General features: G+C 59.8%; 17 protein-coding genes. 8 read left to right on the plus strand and 9 right to left on the minus strand.

Features of this window, described 5'->3' with window-relative positions; all coding sequences use genetic code 11:
* Nucleotides 1-38: 38 nt before the first annotated feature.
* The 7 genes from OIL77_00970 to rnd all read right to left on the minus strand — a co-directional run bounded on the left by OIL77_00970 (nt 39) and on the right by rnd (nt 6,415).
* Entirely contained in the window at nt 39-1,199 is a 1,161-nt protein-coding gene (locus tag OIL77_00970; GenBank protein ID HJI43998.1) for an MFS transporter, read from the minus strand.
* 120 nt (nt 1,200-1,319) lie between these two features.
* Nucleotides 1,320-2,210 carry a LysR family transcriptional regulator gene (locus OIL77_00975; protein HJI43999.1) on the minus strand — a complete coding sequence of 297 codons (891 nt, stop codon included), beginning with the start codon at nt 2,208-2,210 and terminating at the stop codon, nt 1,320-1,322.
* Between the two features lie 41 nt (nt 2,211-2,251).
* Complete coding sequence (locus OIL77_00980) at nt 2,252-2,587, minus strand: histidine triad nucleotide-binding protein (GenBank protein HJI44000.1); 336 nt, start codon at nt 2,585-2,587, stop codon at nt 2,252-2,254.
* A 49-nt stretch (nt 2,588-2,636) separates the two neighbouring features.
* A complete protein-coding gene (gene xseB / locus OIL77_00985) occupies nt 2,637-2,903 on the minus strand; it encodes an exodeoxyribonuclease VII small subunit (GenBank protein HJI44001.1) in 267 nt (88 codons plus the stop codon).
* Nucleotides 2,904-2,945: 42 nt separating this feature from the next.
* The gene (xseA, locus tag OIL77_00990) at nt 2,946-4,316 is read right to left on the minus strand and encodes an exodeoxyribonuclease VII large subunit (GenBank protein ID HJI44002.1); all 1,371 of its coding nucleotides are present in this window, start codon (nt 4,314-4,316) and stop codon (nt 2,946-2,948) included.
* Between the two features lie 196 nt (nt 4,317-4,512).
* Nucleotides 4,513-5,217, minus strand: coding sequence for a zinc metallopeptidase (locus OIL77_00995; protein HJI44003.1), 705 nt, complete (start codon nt 5,215-5,217; stop codon nt 4,513-4,515).
* A 64-nt stretch (nt 5,218-5,281) separates the two neighbouring features.
* Nucleotides 5,282-6,415 carry a ribonuclease D gene (gene rnd / locus OIL77_01000; protein ID HJI44004.1) on the minus strand — a complete coding sequence of 378 codons (1,134 nt, stop codon included), beginning with the start codon at nt 6,413-6,415 and terminating at the stop codon, nt 5,282-5,284.
* A gap of 98 nt (nt 6,416-6,513) precedes the next feature.
* On the opposite strand from rnd, the gene OIL77_01005 reads away from it, so the two are divergent.
* From OIL77_01005 to OIL77_01040, 8 genes are all read left to right on the plus strand, one after another.
* Nucleotides 6,514-7,431, plus strand: coding sequence for a diacylglycerol kinase family protein (locus OIL77_01005; protein ID HJI44005.1), 918 nt, complete (start codon nt 6,514-6,516; stop codon nt 7,429-7,431).
* Between the two features lie 409 nt (nt 7,432-7,840).
* Nucleotides 7,841-8,047, plus strand: a complete 207-nt coding sequence (locus OIL77_01010) for a hypothetical protein (protein HJI44006.1) — start codon at nt 7,841-7,843, stop codon at nt 8,045-8,047.
* 115 nt (nt 8,048-8,162) lie between these two features.
* Nucleotides 8,163-9,470: an IS21 family transposase gene (istA, locus tag OIL77_01015; GenBank protein HJI44007.1), complete on the plus strand. Its 1,308-nt coding sequence runs from the start codon at nt 8,163-8,165 to the stop codon at nt 9,468-9,470.
* Nucleotides 9,470-10,294: an ATP-binding protein gene (locus OIL77_01020; protein ID HJI44008.1), complete on the plus strand. Its 825-nt coding sequence runs from the start codon at nt 9,470-9,472 to the stop codon at nt 10,292-10,294. The genes istA and OIL77_01020 overlap by 1 nt, the downstream gene beginning before the upstream one ends.
* A gap of 126 nt (nt 10,295-10,420) precedes the next feature.
* Nucleotides 10,421-12,172: a C69 family dipeptidase gene (locus OIL77_01025; GenBank protein ID HJI44009.1), complete on the plus strand. Its 1,752-nt coding sequence runs from the start codon at nt 10,421-10,423 to the stop codon at nt 12,170-12,172.
* Between the two features lie 400 nt (nt 12,173-12,572).
* Nucleotides 12,573-13,145 (plus strand): hypothetical protein, encoded by a 573-nt coding sequence (locus OIL77_01030; protein HJI44010.1) that lies wholly within the window; start codon nt 12,573-12,575, stop codon nt 13,143-13,145.
* A 214-nt stretch (nt 13,146-13,359) separates the two neighbouring features.
* Entirely contained in the window at nt 13,360-15,111 is a 1,752-nt protein-coding gene (locus OIL77_01035; GenBank protein ID HJI44011.1) for an energy-coupling factor transporter ATPase, read from the plus strand.
* The gene (locus tag OIL77_01040) at nt 15,104-15,850 is read left to right on the plus strand and encodes an energy-coupling factor transporter transmembrane protein EcfT (protein HJI44012.1); all 747 of its coding nucleotides are present in this window, start codon (nt 15,104-15,106) and stop codon (nt 15,848-15,850) included. Before OIL77_01035 ends, OIL77_01040 begins: the two co-directional genes overlap by 8 nt.
* Nucleotides 15,851-15,975: 125 nt before the next feature.
* Here the strand turns inward: OIL77_01040 and OIL77_01045 are convergent, their stop codons facing one another.
* Both OIL77_01045 and OIL77_01050 read right to left on the minus strand, forming a co-directional pair.
* Nucleotides 15,976-16,722, minus strand: a complete 747-nt coding sequence (locus OIL77_01045) for an aspartate/glutamate racemase family protein (GenBank protein ID HJI44013.1) — start codon at nt 16,720-16,722, stop codon at nt 15,976-15,978.
* 84 nt (nt 16,723-16,806) lie between these two features.
* Nucleotides 16,807-18,063 (minus strand): ATP-grasp domain-containing protein, encoded by a 1,257-nt coding sequence (locus OIL77_01050; protein ID HJI44014.1) that lies wholly within the window; start codon nt 18,061-18,063, stop codon nt 16,807-16,809.
* Nucleotides 18,064-18,177: the final 114 nt, after the last annotated feature.

An 18,177-nucleotide genomic window follows, 5' to 3' on the forward strand; every position in this document is an offset into this window, starting at 1 on the left:
TTATTGCGTTGATATATAAGTTATCGGTGCCTAAATACTCATGGCCTTTGACTTGTAAGACGAAATAGCGCGGGGATATACACCAGGGAAGAAATCCCGAGCGCAACAAGCAATACGACTCGAATGCCCGCGATGCTGCTCAACGCAGCATTGAACAGATAGAAAAGGATGGCACCCACCGCCACCATCTGGCTTTGGACCGAAATCAGTGAACAGCGCATCGAAGAATCGACAGCATTTTGAAAAATTGAGTATTTAATTGGAGCAAATAACGAGTACGCGACCGTCTGCAGTACATAGAACACGGGCAGCAAATAGACCGGAGTAAAGGGAATCAAAAACAGAGCAGCCAGGGAAAGGCGCACGATGCCGCAAATACGCGCAAAACGGCCCTTGTCGACATGAGCAATCACACTGGGCACAATAAGCCCCATGGAGGCCGAGGCAAGAAGCTGGACCGCAATGATCACACCCGAAGCGACGGCATTCATTCCGCGACCCGCAAGCAACAGTGAGAAAAAGTCTTCCAGGGCGACAAAAGCAAATGCCTGAGAGCAGTCCATGATGAACGCTGAACGAAGAATGCCGTTACGCGCAATAGCGGCACCGATCATCTTCGGGCTAATTCCACGCTTAGGTGTCGCTGTAGTGTCCCCTCTTCGCATCTCAGGAATGCAGACAACGACAACCAACGTCAACACCATTGCGATGATATCTGCCAAAAGACCAATGAGATACGCGCCAGCGGACGAAATGAAACCGCCCACACAAGCGGAGAGGGCATAAGAGGCATAGAAAACAAATCGCTCAACGACATTAAGTCTTACGAGCTGGTCCTGAGAGACGCTGTCAATGTAAATCGCTTCGATGGATCCGCTCACACATGCAACGGCAAAACCTTTAAGAGCAAACGCACCGATTAAAAGCAGAGGAGAACGGACGAGAAGCAGGGCGGCGTAGTATCCAAGCATTCCCACGACGCCAACGAGGCCGCTTGTCTTTCGTCCAAACCTATCAGCAATATAGCCAGTGGGAACTTCAAGGATGAACTTGCTCACTTGATATGCAATCATCATGCTAGAAATCGCCACCATCGAGAATCCGACGAATTCAAGGTAAACCGTCAGAAAAAACAAGATGGTGCTGAAGTTCGACAGAAAAACGAACGTCATATAAAGCAAAACCGTACGGTTTTTCATACTCCGCCCTCCAAGAGTCAGCAATCTAAAATCGGAATCTTGGAAAAGCATGAGGGCAGAGCCGTCAGTCATGTGTTACAAGGCGTCAACATTCACTTGACGCCACGAGGCCAAATGGCCTCACGAAGCAAGGTGACGCAATAGGTGAAGAAATACCGTCTGGTGTCGATCGGTCCAGGCATTTTGTCGATAGCAAAAGTAGATGGGCAAGGCTACGTCATGCGAGCCTTCAATGGAACACTCGCTCACTTCCAGTCCATCTGATGCGAGAGAAGAGCCAGAAAAGCTCAATATCAATCCCCCGGCTTGAAGAAACTCAGTCTGCGCCCTGTTTCCGTATTCGACATCGCGAAAGCGGAAATTAACCAGCTGGGCTTCGGGGCATTGATTGATTGCATTGAGACAGGGTGACAAATTAATGGGAACAGCGAGCCTGCCGCCCAGTAACTCACGAATGGTCATAGCGTCAACAGATTGATGACCCGCTGTGCACGAAAGAACCTTGAGCTCCTTTTCACCCAAGTATTTCGAAGAAAGGACGCTGTCCCTTGGTTCCTCAAATGAGATGGCCGCATCCGAAATGCCAAGCACAAGTGATTCAAAGCATGTGGCCGTTGGCTGATGCCAAACATCAAGGTGAATCTGAGGGTGCGAGCTTTCAAACGAGTCGTACCAGTTTTCGGAAAAAAGACGCCCCCGTCCGTGAAGACAGGGGACGTAAAGACGAAAGTGGCCGTCGGGCGAAACGCCACCGTTCCCCGATTGGGTGTACTTTTTGAGATCGTCGACTTGTGCCAGGATCACGCGTGCACGACGCGCAAATTCTCTGCCCGCCGGAGACAAAACAGCCTCCCCCGCCGATCGATTGAGCAAAACGATCTGATACTCAGACTCCAGTTTCTTAATTGCCGACGAGACAGCCTGTGGGCTCACGTGAACGGCGCGAGCCGCTTTGCGCACGCCGCCGTAGTTCGCTACCGCTTGAAGGTATTCGAGTTGAGAAAACTGCATAGGTTACTCCAAAGGCAGCCAAGGCGACGGGCCGTGCGTCCTCAGATGAGGTTCTCGCCCAGGTTCTTGCCGCCGAGGACGTGCATGTGGAAGTGCATGACGGTCTGACCGGCGTTGACGCCCTTGTTGGAGATGACGCGGAAACCGTCCTCCAGACCCTTGGCCTTGGCGACCTCCTGGATGGCGTGGGCCATGGCGCCCATGGTCTCGGCGGGCACGTTATCGGCGATGTCACTGTAGTGCTTCTTGGGGATCACGAGCGTGTGGACCGGTGCCTGGGGATTGAGGTCGTCGAACGCGATGACCTGGTCATCCTCGTAGACGACGGTCGAGGGGATCTCGTGGTTGGCAATTTTGCAGAAGATGCAATCACACATGGTTGGTTCCTTTCTCACAGACCAAGGTAATTATATTTGGTCGGGATGGTTAGAACGAAAGGTTGTCGTCGGTGTTGGCGGCTTCGCCGTCGGCGAGCACGTCGTTGCCGTCGACGTCCTTCAGGAGCACCGAGACCTTCTGCTCGGCATCGGACAAGCGGGTACGCAGGCTCTTGAGGAGCTCGACGCCGCGGGTATAGCTCTCAAGCGACTCCTCGAGCTCCATATCACCCGACTCCAAGCTGCGGATGATGAGCTCCAACTCCTGTGAAGCCTGCTTGTACGTAAGCTGCTCGACCGGGGTCTTCTCTGCCATATCTGTTTCCTTTCCTAAAGGTTTATCGCTATGAAACGCGGCCTACTCGACCGTATCGACCGTTGCCGCCACGTTGCCGTCTGCCATGCGCACGCGAATGGCGTCACCGGGCTTAAAGGTCTTGGCGCTCGTGGCCACCCCATCATCGCTGTACGCGATGGAATAACCACGGGCAAGCACCTTGAGCGGCGACAGGGCATCGAGCGAGGCTGCCGCACGGCCCAGGTCGGATGCTGGCTTGTTGAGCATCGTGCGCCCCTGATGCTCCAGGCGGGAGCTTGCGAGCGTGAGCGCATGGCGCTTGCCATCGAGTCCTGAGGTGCTTGCGATCAAGCGCTCGGGCAGACGCTCAAAGTTGGAGCGGAATGCCCCAACCGAACGCGTTATGGCGCCGGACAAACGATCGGCCGTCAGGGCAAGCTCAGACTCGCGACGCTCAACCATAAACGTTGGGTCGTTGAGGCACGGGCGGCATGCGGCCGCATCGAGCGCATCGCCCAAGCGAGCCGTATAGGTATCCCAGGCACGGCGACCGCGCTGATCGAGCATCTCCAGGTCGACCTGGGCCGACCCAATCATCGATGCCATCGCAGCACCCAGACGTTGATAGCGCGCCTCGAGCACATCGGCCAACTCCGTCATAGCCGGCGCCACCGATTCGGCCGCCGCCGTAGGCGTGGAGGCGCGACGGTCGCTCACCATGTCGCAAATCGAGGTATCGGGCTCATGGCCAATGCCGGTCACCACGGGCACGGGACAAGCCGCCACCGCGCGGGCAAGCTCCTCGTCATTAAAGGTCATGAGGTCCTCAAAGGAGCCGCCGCCGCGCACCAACAAAATACAGTCGGGCGCCGGCGTAATGGAAGCGGCGCGGCGCAGGCCCTCAATGAGCTCTGTCGGCGCACCCTCGCCTTGTACCTTGGCACCCACGCAGACGAGCTCGACGAGCGGGTTGCGACGACGCAATGTGCGCTTGACGTCGTCGATTACGGCACCCGAAAGCGAGGTGACGACCGCCACGCGGGAGCAGAACACCGGGATGCGGCGTTTGCGCGCTTCGTCCATCAGACCCTCACGGCGTAGCTTTTCGGCCAGTTGCGCCACTTGTTGACGCAGCAGACCCTCCCCCGCCAGCGAAAACGAGCGAGCGACAAAGCTCATGCGGCCCGTAGCCTTATAGAGATTGAAGCTGCCCTTAAAGCTCACCTGCATACCGTCGCGCAGATCGAACGTGCGCTTGAGATAGGCACCCTTCCAAATGATGCAGTCAACGGCGGCCGAATCGTCCTTGATCTGGAAATAGCAGTGGCCGCTTCGGGCGTTAGGACCACGAAAACCCGTGACCTCGCCCAAGACGCTCAGCTGCGGAATGGCATCGAGCGCACCGGCGGCGATCTCCACCGCCTGGCTCACGCTGAGCTCCTTGCGCTCTTGCTCGTCCGAACCGTCGAACTCGGCGGAAACGGCATTACCGGTTAGGTTCCAGCCTGCCACGCAGCCTCCTTTCGTTATCGAGCACAGAGGCTCCGGCCCCGTGCGAAATTAAGTCCAACACATAGTACAGCGCCGCGAGGACACGAATCCCCACGGCGCCTGCCTGTCCCATTTGTTATCGGTTGGAGTTTCTGTTGTAGCGAGCCATAAGGTAGAGCAACTGAATGATCGAAGTGAGCGCTGCAGCCACATAGGTAAGCGCGGCTGCCGTCAGTACCTTCTTGGCGCCGTTGACCTGCTTGGAGCTCATGCCCGACTGCTCGATGTACGCCACAGCACGTCGGCTGGCGTCAATCTCGACAGGCAACGTAACGAGTTGGAACAGCACACTAAACGAAAAGAAGATCAACGCGAGGGTCGTGAGCCCGGCAATGTTCATAAACAGGCCCAAGAGTAACACGATGGTCCAGGTGTTCTGGGTAAAGTTGACGACCGGCACGAGGGCGGTACGCACTTTCATCATGGCATAGCCGCTTTGACGCTGGGCGGCATGGCCCGCCTCGTGGCAGGCGACGGCAACGCTTGCGACCGAACCGCCCGAACGGTTGGCATCCGACAGATACAGGTTGTTGTCCTGCGGGTTGTAATGGTCGGTGAGCTCGCCAGCGACACCCTTGATACCCACGGCGCTACAACCGTTGGCATCGAGCATGCGGCGAGCGACTGTGGCACCCGTATCGCCGTCCGAGCGAACCTTGGACCAGGTTTTGTACGTCGAGTTGATATAGTTCTGTGCGGCAAGGCCAAGCACCGTGCAGACAAGAACAACCAGCAGGTACAGCGGGTCGATGCCAAAGCCGTATCCATAGTAATAAGGCATGCGAATTCCTCCGAGTCGAGTTACACGTTGGAGGCATTTTACCCACTCAACCGGCTAGGCTTCCCTACAGGAGCTCGATTTTGCCGTCCTTCACCGTCAACCCCATATTGCCGGAAAGCAGATCGTCCAGGCGCGAGCCCACAAGCTCAAAGCGCCAACCTTCGCGCAGGCGGCTCTGCTCGGGATGCTCAATGTAGTCGGCCAGGTCATCGCGCGAGGCAATGACCGAGGTCGCAACGCCTGAGCGCTCGGCAACCAGGCGGATAAGCGCATACATAAGGTCAGTCACGCTCTCCAGCTCCGGCGAAATCTGACGATGTCCGCGCACCAAGAGCGGCAGGCGATCGTGCGGACAGCTCGCACCGCGCTTGATGGCCATGAGCGCACCGTCCACGTCGCGCTCCCCCAATTGATCGGTACCGCGAATGCTACGGAACTCCTCAACGCGCACGGGATTGCGCTTAACGAGCGCTAGCAGCGTGTCGTCGGACATGACCCACTTGCGTGGGATGTTGCGCCGCTCGGCGCGGTCCTCGCGCCAGGCGGCGAGCTCGCGCGCGATACCCAGCTGATGACGGCTGCACGAATTGATGCGCTTGACCTTGCGGAACGCCTCGTGGCGATCGGCGCGATAGTGTGACTCGTCAGCCAGCGGGCGCAGCTCGTCGAGCACCCAGTCCACACGGCCCAGCTCGCGCAGGCGGCTCATCATCTCGGTATAGGCGACGATCAGGTACTTGACGTCATCGATCGCATACTCAATCTGCTTATCGGTCAGCGGGCGGCGCGACCAGTCGGTCAGTGACTCGGTCTTGGGCAGCGATACGCCGCAGAACGTCTGAACAAGCGCGCCATACGAAATCTGCTGGCGCTCGCCCAAAAAGGCGGCGGCGACCTGCGTATCGAAAATCGGTCGTGGCAGCACGCCCACGGTATGGAGCATGACCTCCATATCCTGCGAGCACGCGTGGAAGACCTTGGTCACGCTCTCGTCGGCCATAAGCTCGGCCAACGGCGATAGGTCGTCGATTACCAGGGGATCGACCGCGACGCTCTCAGCAGGGGTGGCAATCTGAACCAAACATAGACGCGGATGGAACGTGCGCTCGCGCAAAAACTCGGTATCGACGGCAATCGCGTCGAACTCACGGGCGCGCTGGCAAAAGTCGAGTAGAGCCTGATGTGTGGAAATGTACATATCAACCCATCGAATAAGGTTAGGCCCGAAAAACACGGGTAGGATATCGGCATTGCCTTACAACTATACTCGGTTAGTCACAGAACGGGAACGTAAGTATGCGCTGCCTTATCATCCACAACCCGGCATCGGGCCCCAGCTCAGATGAAATCTTCGCATTCACGCACGCCCTTGCACAGGGCGGCGACGAGGTCGTGATGCGCTTTATCGGCGATGGCATGGAACCCGAGGACGCCGTGGCAGACGTGCGCGAGTTTGACCGCGTGGTCGTTTCGGGCGGCGACGGCACTGTCTCCAACGTGCTCGACCAGATGCGCGGATGCGGTGTCCCCACGCTCGTCTTCCCCTCCGGTACGGCCTGCCTGTTCTTCAACAACATCGGCAATGCCCCCGAGGCGGCGGCGCTCGCCAAGGCCTGCCGTGCCGGTCGCACGGTCAAAGTCGACATGGGCGAGCTCTTTTGGCTCGACGAGAACGGCAACGAGAAGCGCCACGGCTTCATCATCATCGCCGGCTCGGGCTTCGACGCCGAGATCATGATGAAGGCCGCCCCCACCAAAAACGACATCGGCGAGATCGCCTACTTCCTCTCTGCGCTCGCCACGCCCAACCCTACGGTAGCGCACTTTACGATTGAGCATGACGGCATTGTCGAGGAGCTCGACGGCATCTGCTGCATGGCCGGCAACACCTCGGTCATCCAAAACGACATCAACCTGTTCCCCGACTGCCGTATGAACGATGGCATGGTCGACATTGCGGTCATCGAACCCGTGCGCACCGTGCAGCTGCTGCCTACCGTGATCACCGCCGCACTCGACCCCGCCGGCAAGGTACTCGGGCGCCCGCAGTTCAAGATCATCCAGACCAAGGAAGCCAAGATCACCTGCACCCCGTCGCTGGGCATGCAGTTCGATGGCGAGATTATCTCCAGCAACTCGGGCGTCTTTGGAGCCCGCGCGCTTCCACAATGCCTCGACCTCATCGTCGACGAATTCTCCCCGCTCGGAAAATAGGAGGACCCTATGAACGACAATCCCCTGCTCGGCTTCATCATCATCGTTTTGGCCATGCTCGTCGGCTATGCGATCAACGTGATCCACCGCCGGAAGAAGTAATTCCACATTGGTATGATATTCATCCAATTATCGTCTCCCCTGCTGTTTATGCATTTGCCAAACAGCAGGGGGATTTTCATTTCGGGCATTCCCAGCTACTTTATTCGGCTACAGTAATCACAGGGCGCCTTTATTAAAGTAAAGCTACAAACTGAGTATAATTAACCGCTCATCGCATATTTCATTACGCTTATCGAGTAAGTTTCTTTCATAGATGAATATTGTTTCCAGTTCGTTACGCTAATGGGGTGTCTTTATTGGCTGAAGCCCTCTGGCAACGGAGGGCTTTCGCACGCTGGGAGGGAAAATGAGGAAAACTCACCCCGTCAACGCGCTCAAGAAGCTAGGCATAGGCCTCGCCTTTGGAGCTGCAACCATCATGTCCATGCCGACATCTGCGCTCGCCTGCACGCAGATATACATGGGCAAAAACCTTACGGCCGACGGCAACACGTACTACGGCCGCGCCGAGGACTTTGGCAAGCGCTATCTTGTTAGCGCCGGGCGATTTTAGCCGCTAATAGTCAAACTATTTTGACCAATCCCGGTCACCGAATAATGGCCACCGTGCCTCCCCGCCGCCACTACGCTGGTGGTGCCAACACGCCGGCGTTAGGAGGACCATTGAGGTGAACGAGAGACACGATGACCTACAGGAGATTATAGACGCGGCGCTCCGGGAGATGGCCGCGGAGGAGGGCGACGGGTTCGACCCGCAGGCATGCAACCTCGCGGAGTTCTGCAGGAGGACGGGGCTCACCCGCTCCCGCGCGAGGACGGTCAGGGCACACGGGTTCAGGGCCCTGCCCCACGGGAACAGCGGGAGGAGGGCCGCGCCGGGCGTGCTCGCCGGCCACACCGGCCTGGTGGACGACCTCCTGCGGAAGGGCGTCACCAACTCGCAGGTGATATTCGAGCGGCTGCTCGGCCAGGGCTACGCCGGCGGCCTCACCACGGTGAAGACCTATATCGCCGCGCACCGGGACCTCGTGCCCGCGAAGAGGCGGCAGGCGGCCCCGCAGGGCTGCCGCGGCCAGCGCTTCAGGACGGCGCCCGGAGAGGCCTACCAGATGGACTGGGGCTTCGTCGCGGTCGAGCGCCCTGGCGGGGAGCGGGCGCGGATCGCCTGCTTCGCCATGGTCTGCCACCATTGCGGGGGCGCCCACGTCGAGTTCTTCCCGAACGCGCGCCAGGAGAACCTCCTCATCGGGATGCTGCACGCGTTCTCGGCGCTGGGCGTGCCCGCGACCGTGCTCACCGACAACATGAAGAGCGTGGTCGTCCGCCGCGATGCCGACGGCCGGCCCGTCTGGCAGGCCGACTACGCCGAGTTCATGGGCGTCGTCGGCTTCCGCACCAGGTTGTGCAGGCCGCGCCACCCCTATACGAAGGGCAAGGTGGAGAGGCTCGTCCGCTTCGTGAAGGGGAACTTCCTCGCGGGAAGGTCCTTTACCGACCTTGACGCCCTCAACCGGGAGGCCGCCCTCTGGTGCGCCGAGCAGGGAGGCCGCTGGCGGCGCGCGGCGGCATGCGTCCCGATGCGCGAGCACGAGGCGGCGTGCTCGGCGAACACCAGGCCGCTCGAGGTCACGGCCGAGGTCGAGCGGTACCTGTGCCCGCGCCGGAAGATCTCCTTCGACGGCTTCGTGAGCTTCGAGGGGCACCGCTACGGCGTGCCCTACTGGTACGTCCGCCGCGAGTGCAGGGTGAACCGGGAGGGGCGCGTGGTGCACATATACAGCGACGACCTCTCCCGCGAGCTCGTCGCCCACGCCGTCGGCACCGGCGCCGACAGCTGGTGCGAGGGGCAGTGGGAGACATCGCCGGCGCAGCCCGAGGAGCTGCCGACCCAGCCGGTGGGGACCGTGGTCGAGCAAATCGCCCCGCCCAGGACGAAACCCGGTTTCGAGAGGTTCGACTTCGGGAGGGCCGAATGATGGCGGGCGCGGGGGCGAGCCCCTACGAGCTCGCGAGCGACGCCGCGTCGAGGCTCGGGATCGCCGTCGGGGCGGAGGAGCTCGCGACCCTCGCCTCGGACCTCGACCTCGGCGACGGGGAGATGGCCGCCGTGGCAGCCACCTTCTCCTACCTTGCGGAGAAGAGGAGGCTCGCCTCCATCGAGACGCTGCTGAGGCTGAGCAGGCTGCCCAGGCGCGAGCCCAAGACCTTCGAGGGCTTCGACTTCTCCAGGATCCAGGGCCGGGACGCGGCCGCGCTGGGCAAGCTCCCGTCGCTGGCCGACCTCTACGCGCACCGCAACGTCGCCTTCGTCGGGCCCGGCGGCATAGGGAAGACGCACCTCGCGCAGGCCTACGGGCGCGAGTGCTGCATGCGGGGGCTCAAGACCTACTACATAAAGGCGACCGAGCTCAGGGACAGGTTCCAGAAGGCCGTCCAGCGGGGAAACACCTCGCGGGTCGTCTCCTCGCTCGTCAAGCCGTCGTGCCTCATCGTTGACGAGGTGGGGAGATGCGTCTACGACAGGCCGTGCACCGACCTGTTCTTCGATGTCGTCGACAGGCGCTACGAGAAGGAGGGGCCGAACGCGATGGTCCTCACGAGCAACATCGCCCCGAGCGGGTGGGATGAGTTCTTCACGGGCGACGACACGCTCCTCTGCGCCCTCGACAGGCTGTTCGACAAGGCGTCGGTGTTCGTGATGCGGGGCCCGAGCTACCGCGGCAGGGAGCTTGACACCTACTCGGTGGAGGCCGTCCCCCAGGCGGTGAAGGTGAGGGGGATCCAGCCCGAGGGGATGTAGGAATGCGATAGGAAAGTCATAGATGCGGGCGTGTTGGCTAAAATGGGTCGGCCGGGATTGGTCAATCTCGGCCGACTATATTTGGCTAAATTATTCCGGCGCTAACACTATCTTAAGCACTACGGCATCGAACCTGCCCACGAACCTGGCTTTAAGTACAGCTCGATTGAATCTGCTTTTGAATACACTTCGAACAAGCCTACCTATCGCTACAGCTATGTACGCGACCACCCCTCCAACTGGATGGGTCGCACCGACGCCTACTCCGAGGCCGGCATCAACGAGAAGGGCGTCTCCTGCTCCGCCACGCTAAGCACCTCCTATAACGAGGAGGCCGCTGCAGCAGACCCCATCGATGAGGAAGTGGGTCTGGGCGAGTACAGTTACGGCAGCATCATCCTGGGCGAGAGCGCCACGGCCCGCGAGGGCGTCGAGCTTCTCGGCAGCCTGATCGATGATCAAGGCGTCTGCACCAACGACCAGATCATCATCGCCGACAACAACGAGACCTGGCTGTTCGCCACACTTTCCGCCCATCAGTGGATCGCCATGAAGCTCGCTGACGACGTCGCGTCGCTCAACCCTAATATCGGGAGCCTCAACTACGATGTCGACCTCAATGACACCGAGAATTGCCTCCACTCTGAAAAGATCCAATCCATGCCCGAAGAAAAGGGTTTCGCCAAATACTCCGCTGACGGCAAATTCGATGTCGCCCAAACGTATGGCGAAAGCCTCGCCGATTCCGGCGTAAACCAGTGGTCCCGTTATGTGCAAGGCCGCAATTATTTTGGTAGTCAGCTGACCGAAGGCACAGATTACGACATTATCACAGTAAAGGAGAAAGGAAAACCTGACCAAAAGGGAGCCATGGTCAGCGAAATCCAGCCCCTGTTCTTCAAGCCTGGCAAGTCTGGTTGGAGCACTTTCGAGTTGATTCGCGCCTTCGGCAACCGCGGCGAGAACGTCCCTGGCCTCAACGCGAACACTGATGGTGTTTATTGCATCGGCAGCGAGCGCAACACCGAGATCAACCTCTTCCAGATTCGTCGCGGGTATGACCCCGAAGTCGCTACCATCCAGTGGGAAATGCTCTCCCGCGCCGCGTACTCCGTCGCCATCCCGTTGTACTCCGCTCTGATAACTGAGGTCAGCCCGTACTTCAGCGATCAGACCGTCTCCTACGATCACTGCAAACAGACTGACGTCGTGTACAACGAGGAGCCCGAGAACTCAATCAACTACGTCCTCATGGACATCAGCTCGCTCTGCTTTGAGAACCCTGACACCCTTGGTATCAGCGTCCGTGCCTACCTCGATGCGCTCCAGAACGAGCTCATCGAGCAGAACAAGGAAGTTGACGCCGCCATGCTAGCCGAGACGACCACCGAGGGCCGCACTGCCCTGGCTAACAAGGCCGGCAAGGCTGCTACCGAGAACACCTACAAGAAGTGCAAGGCACTGCTCCAGGAGATGCGCGCCTATCAGAAGGCCGAAAACTTCGACCAGCCCTTCACCCCGAGCGACCTGAACACCGAGATCAACGGCCTCAAGGTGTCCATCACCTACGCCAAGGACGCTCTTGCCACCGACCCGGTAACCCCGGATCAGCCTGGTACTCCTGAGCAGCCCGGTACTCCTGAGCAGCCCGGTACCCCCGAGCAGCCCGCTAAGCCCGAGCAGCCCACCACCAAGCCCGAGAAGCCTGGCAAGTCGGACACCACGACCACGGTAACCACCAACAAGACGAACACCAAGGGCGGCCTGCCCACCACCGGTGATCGTTTTGATGGCCGCATGGTGGCCGCATTCGCCATCGCTGGCGTTGCCGTCATCTCCGCGGGCGGTTACTTCCTCTACCGTCGCAATAAGGAGTAACGTCTTAGCTGAGCGGACAAGGCAGCAATGGCAGCCTCGCCCGCTCAGCCCGCTCTTTTGACCGGCGGGAAACCCGCCTGAAATCTTTTTAAAAAAGATTTCCCCGCACACACTTCGCTGTGCTATAGTGCAGCGCAACAGCAACTAGGTGCGACCGCGCCACGGCATCACGAAAGGAGCCACCAACATGAAGAACACGATGAAGTCTCTCAACAACTGGTGGTGGCGTGATGCGAATACGATCGGTCGACAGTGAGTCCCTCACGCCTGTTTTTGCGCTCTAGGTGATTGGAAGGCCTCCGGTTTCGACCGGGGGCCTTTTTCTATCTCGAGCCCGATCGCATTCGCATCACGCGCCTCCGCTTTTCTCTTGCACCCCCATTCCGAAAGGATTTTCACCATGTCTCAGAACACCACCGCCGCCCAGCCCCGCACCGTCCAGACCGCCGACCGCGGCAAACTCGACGTCCGCGCCCTCGTCCTGCTCGCCATCCTGCTCGCTGCCGGCTTCATCCTCAACTTCACCGTCGGCAAGGCCATCTCGGGCATCTCGGGCGGCATGATCAGCCCCGAGTTCATCATCTCGGCCTTCTGCCTCACCATCCTGGTCGTTCGTCCCAACATCGGCCAGGCGCTCGTCATTGGCCTCATCTCGGCTGCCGTGATCCAGATCACCACCACTTCGCCGTTCGTCGATTTTGCCGCCGAGGGCATCGCCGCCATGCTCATGGCCGGCATCGTCAACGCCGCCGGCAAGAACGGTCAGGTCAAGCCAGCCATCGCCATTGTCGCAACCTTCCTGACCACCTTTGTCTCCGGCGTCATCTTCATGATCATCAAGATGGCCATGCTCGGCGTGGTCGGCGAGCTCGCCGCCGCCATGCTGCCCGTCGTTGCCATGACCGCCGTCTTTAACGCCATTCTGGTCGGCGCCCTCTACCTGCCCATCCAGAAGGCTCTTAGACTCAACTAACCCGCTCGGCTTTACGAGCCACCCCATCTTGGCGTTCATTCGTCGCTCGCGTACCCAAGTACGCTTCGCTCCTCTTTCTCGCGCCAACCTGGGGCCCCTCGTAAAGCCGTCTCCGTGCTTCACCACCAAAAACTGTCCCAAACGACTAGCTTTTGGGGACGTTCTTAAACGACTAGTCATTAAAGAACGTCCCCAATGACTATGAAAGGTATCCATGGAAACGATCATCAACGTCGACGATGTCTCGTTCTCCTATGGCACGCAGACCGAGCAAGCGCTCAGCCACATCTCGCTCAGCGTGAACAAGGGAGATTTCATCGGCATCATCGGACCCTCGGGCGCCGGCAAGTCCACGCTTGCCGCCTGTCTGTCGGGCGCCGTGCCCCACCACTACACCGGCACGTTCTTTGGGTCCGTCATGGTCGACGGCCACGACACCTGCGAAGTCTCGCTCACCGACGTGTCGCAAATCGTCGGCAGTGTGCTGCAGGATATCGACACGCAGATGGTCGCTTCGGTCGTCGAGGACGAGATGCTCTTTGGCCTCGAGAACTTTGGCGTTCCCCACGACCAGATCAAGCAGCGCGTGAGCGAAACTCTCGAGACCGTCGGCATCAGCGACCTGCGCGACCGCGAGATCGCCACCCTCTCGGGCGGACAGAAGCAAAAGGTAGCCATCGCCGCCATCCTCGCCATGCGTCCGCGCGTCTTGGTTCTCGACGAGCCCACCGCGGCACTCGACCCCGCCAGCTCCACGTTGGTCTTCGAGACGCTGCGTGAGGCAAACCGCGCACTTGGAATCACCATCGTCGTCGTCGAGCAAAAGGTCGCCCTGCTCTCGGAGTACTGCAACCGCGTGCTCGTGCTCAACCATGGCGAAATCGCGCTGCAGGGCGAGCCACACGAGGTCTTCGCGCATACCGACGAGCTCCGTGCCATCGGCGTCGACTGCCCTCGCGTCACGCGTATCTTCAATAGCCTCGAGGCCGATGGCCTGGTAAGCGGTACCCCCTGCTTGGATGTCGATGAGGTCGAGCGCATGATTTCGGGCATCGTCGACCCCGCACGCGCGGCTATCGAAGCCCAGGCGCCCGCCGGTTCCCCGCATGCACCGTCGTTGCGCCCTCATGCCAAGGACGCCGAACCCGTACTCACCTTCAACCATGTTGAGTTTGCCTATCCCAATGGCGGCGCCGCCGTACACGACCTTAGCCTGACGCTCTATCCCGGCGAGCTCGTGGGCATCGTCGGCCAAAACGGCGCCGGCAAGACCACGCTCACCAAACTGCTCACAGGCCTGCTTAAGCCTGCCTCGGGCAGCGTGCGCGTTACGGGCCTGGACACCGCTGCGGTCCCCACGAGCCGCATCGCCCGCGAGGTCGCAACGCTCTTCCAAAACCCCGACCGCCAGATCTGCAAGGATACCGTGCTCGACGAGGTCGCTTTTGGCCTGGAGCTTGCCGGCATCGACCGCGCCGAGGCCCTGCGTCGTGCCCAGCTCGTCATCGACCGCTTTGGCCTGCCCGCCGACGAGGCGCCTTTCTCCCTTTCGCGCGGCCAGCGACAAATGGTGGCGCTCGCCTCCGTCGTAGTGGTTGAGCCCAAGATCGTAGTGCTCGACGAGCCCACGAGCGGCCTTGACTACCGCGAGTGCATGACCGTCATGGAAACGGTGCGCACCATGGCAGAGCGCGGCTGCGCCGTGATCATGGTCTGCCACGATATGGAAGTCGTTTCCGACTTTGCCGAGCGCATCGTTGTGATGGCCGACGGCCGTATCCTCGACCGCGGACGCACACACGAGCTGTTCTCGAATATTAAGCTCATGCAGCGTGCCTACGTGGAGCCGCCCCAGGTCATTGAACTCTCGCGCCGCTTGGCATCCTCCGTCTCCCCCGCTTTTGCGCAGGTGAGCGAGGTTACCGATATCGTTCGCATTACCAAGGAGATGGTCCGTCGTGGTTAACGTCATCGACTATATGCCGGGCGACACGCTGTTGCATCGCCTGAACCCCGTCGTCAAGCTGGGCTTCGCCGCCGCCATCATCATCGGCATCTTTTTGTCCGACACCTATGTGGCGCTGTTAGGCTTTTTGGCACTCACCCTTGCGCTGGGCGCCTACGCCGGCGTCGTCAATCGCCTGTTCTCGCTGCTCAAGCTGCTGATTCCGCTCGCGCTCATCATGCTGGTGCTGCAGTTGGCATTTATGCGCGACGGCAATGTGGTGTGGGGCTTTATCACCGACACGGGCCTTATCACTGGATCGAAGGCCTGCCTCCGCCTGCTGGGCGTAGCGTTGCCACTCATCCTCATGCTCATGGTGACCAAGCTCAACGACCTTGCCAACGCCTGCGTCGAGGTACTGCACGTACCGTATCGCTACGCCTTCACCTTTACCACGGCACTGCGTTTTGTGCCGGTGTTTGGCCAAGAGATGAATGCCATCATGGAGGCGCAGACCGCGCGCGGCGTCGAGTACGACACCAAGAACCCCATCAAGAAGCTCAAACTCATGCTGCCGTTGTGCGTGCCGCTGCTTATCTCGAGCGTGGGCAAGACCGACGCCACCGCGCTTGCCGCCGAGCAGCGCGGCTTTTATCTGCGCACGCGCGCCAGCTCGTACAAGCGCTATCCCATCAAGGGTCTGGATGTCGCCGTGCTCGCCATCAGCGCCGCCCTCATTGTCCTCGGTTTCCTGTTCTAGCTCATCGTCAGCACCAACCGCCTAATGCAAAAGGCCTCGGCTCGCACCAAACGAGCCGAGGCCTTTACTGTTTCCCCAGATAAAACCTACCAAAATAAACCTGTCCCTTTTTGGTAGGCATGGGGCTAGAGGCGGTAGGGAGCGCCGCTGCGAATGATGGATTCACGCACCAAGACGTCCATGGCGTCGAGGGTAATCTCGGGCATCTCGCGGTACTTCTGCAACACTGAGAGCTCCGTGCAAGCCAAAATGACGCGATCGCAGCCGCTGCGGGCGAACTCCCACATCACGCGGTCGAACTTGTCCATATCGGGCTCGCGTCCGGCTTTGACGTCGTCGTAGATGAGCGACATCACGTCGGCCTGACGCTTCTCGCTGGGATAGACGACCTCGACGCCCGCAGCCTCGCATTCGCGCCCATAGACGCCCGCGCCCACGGTGCCGTCGGTGCCCATGATGCCGATCTTGCGCACCGGCTCTGCCGGCATGCTCAGGTTGGGATCGAACTCGCACTCCCCCATCACCGCACCGGCCAGAGCATAGCGCACCGACTCGCGCGGCATGTGGATAATCGACACCTTCGTAAACGACTGGATCTGGTCGTAGAAGTAATGTGACGTGTTGCAGGGAATGGCGATGTGCGCACAGCCCAGCGATTCGAGCGCCTGGGCGCACTCCTTCATGGTCGCCAGCAGCTCGGCATGCTCACCGGTCTTGATGGCCAGCGTGCGGTCGGGCATGGTCGACTTGGAAAGCACCACCATGTCGATATGCTCCTGGTCGCACGTAGCCGCCGTATGGCGCACCACCTGGTCGTAGTAATACGACGTGGCCTCGGCGCCCATGCCGCCGATAACTCCCAGCTTTTCCATCGCCGCCTCCTTGGTGACGCTTGCGCAATTGCGCGTATCATACCCGCGCCCGCCCGATGTAAACCGGACGGGCGCCTCACTCATCTACTTGTAATACGTCTTGAACAGCTTAAAGTGACGCAGCTTGGTGTGCCACATGCGCAGCCAGCGGTTAAAGACAAAGTCGCCCTTCATAAACGAAGGGTCGGCGCCCTTGCCTTCCCTATCTAGGCGATGCACCTTAGCGCGCAGCTCGGGATCCTTGACATACTTGTCGACGACACCCATGGGGACGACCATCCACAGCGCCTCGTCCTGCGCCGTCACAAACTCCGGCTCAAACGGGCGGTTGAACACATACTCGTCTACCACGTACTTGGCAACGTTAAAGCCGCTGTTGGTGACATAGTAGTTGCTGCGGCCCTGGCGGGTGTTGAAGTCGAAGAACTTAAACGAGCCATCGCGCTCGTCATACTTCACGTCAAAGTTGGAATAGCCCACAAAGTGAAGGTCCTCGAGCAGCTTGCGCACGCCATCCATAAGCTCGTCATTGGGCTCGGTGATGATACAGGCGTGGTTGCCAACGCCATGGGGCTGATGCTCCTCGAGCAGCACGTGGCCCAGGCACATCATGCGCACCTTACCGTTGCGGTCGGAATAGCTGGTGAGCACGCGCATGTACTCGTCGTTGCCGGGCACGCGGTCCTGCAAGATCAGGTCGTCGGTGTAGCCGCTGGCATAGGAGTCACGGATAACCTGCTCCAGCTCGGTTCGATCGGCAATCTCATAAGCCTTCTTCTGGCCCTCGAACTCATGCTGCCACCACATGATGCCGTCGGACGGCTTCAGGATCATCGGGAACGGGAAGTCGATCTGGTCGAGCACTTCGGCCGGTGCCTCGCCTTGCGCATTGAGCATCTGCGCAGTAAAGGTAAAGGTGTGCGGATACGGCACGCCATGCTTCTCGCACAGCTCGTAGAAGATCTCCTTCTTCTGGCACTGCTCGAGCATGCTGTAGGGTGCATAGGGCGCAACGATGTTATCCGCCAGCTCATCGGCATCCTTTGCCTGGGCCACCAGGGCAACATAGTTATCGCCGCAGCCCATCAGGACGATCGTCTTATCGGCATGTGCCCGAGCGATATCGTTGACGGTCTTGAGCATCACGGGCATGGTATCGATGTCGACATTGGGCGTGTAGTCGATAATCTGGCTGCGATACGCAGGGCCCGTCTGATACTTGCCAAAGACCAGGCTCTTGACCTGATACTCTTCGTAGAAGGCGCGCGCCACCGAATAGGCGTTGATGTCGCCACCGAGCAGCACGGGAATGAACTCGCGCTCTGTAAATTGCAATGCCATGGAAACTTCCTATCATGAACTGCCCGCACAACGGGCGGTCTTAGTGCAACCGATTCATTCTAGCGTGCCAAACCGCCAGCACCCAAAGTTCCACCGTATCTATGGCAATCGGAG

It is taken from the genome of Coriobacteriaceae bacterium, from assembly GCA_025993015.1.
In the GTDB taxonomy this organism is placed as follows: Bacteria; Actinomycetota; Coriobacteriia; order Coriobacteriales; family Coriobacteriaceae; genus Collinsella.

Bases quoted from the DNA above. Each gene is read 5' to 3' on its own strand.
- OIL77_00970 (HJI43998.1), bottom strand. From the start codon at position 1,199: ATGAAAAACCGTACGGTTTTGCTTTATATGACGTTCGTTTTTCTGTCG.
- OIL77_00975 (HJI43999.1), bottom strand. From the start codon at position 2,210: ATGCAGTTTTCTCAACTCGAATACCTTCAAGCGGTAGCGAACTACGGC.
- OIL77_00980 (HJI44000.1), bottom strand. From the start codon at position 2,587: ATGTGTGATTGCATCTTCTGCAAAATTGCCAACCACGAGATCCCCTCG.
- xseB (HJI44001.1), bottom strand. From the start codon at position 2,903: ATGGCAGAGAAGACCCCGGTCGAGCAGCTTACGTACAAGCAGGCTTCA.
- OIL77_00995 (HJI44003.1), bottom strand. From the start codon at position 5,217: ATGCCTTATTACTATGGATACGGCTTTGGCATCGACCCGCTGTACCTG.
- rnd (HJI44004.1), bottom strand. From the start codon at position 6,415: ATGTACATTTCCACACATCAGGCTCTACTCGACTTTTGCCAGCGCGCC.
- OIL77_01005 (HJI44005.1), top strand. From the start codon at position 6,514: ATGCGCTGCCTTATCATCCACAACCCGGCATCGGGCCCCAGCTCAGAT.
- OIL77_01010 (HJI44006.1), top strand. From the start codon at position 7,841: ATGAGGAAAACTCACCCCGTCAACGCGCTCAAGAAGCTAGGCATAGGC.
- OIL77_01020 (HJI44008.1), top strand. From the start codon at position 9,470: ATGGCGGGCGCGGGGGCGAGCCCCTACGAGCTCGCGAGCGACGCCGCG.
- OIL77_01030 (HJI44010.1), top strand. From the start codon at position 12,573: ATGTCTCAGAACACCACCGCCGCCCAGCCCCGCACCGTCCAGACCGCC.
- OIL77_01035 (HJI44011.1), top strand. From the start codon at position 13,360: ATGGAAACGATCATCAACGTCGACGATGTCTCGTTCTCCTATGGCACG.
- OIL77_01045 (HJI44013.1), bottom strand. From the start codon at position 16,722: ATGGAAAAGCTGGGAGTTATCGGCGGCATGGGCGCCGAGGCCACGTCG.
- OIL77_01050 (HJI44014.1), bottom strand. From the start codon at position 18,063: ATGGCATTGCAATTTACAGAGCGCGAGTTCATTCCCGTGCTGCTCGGT.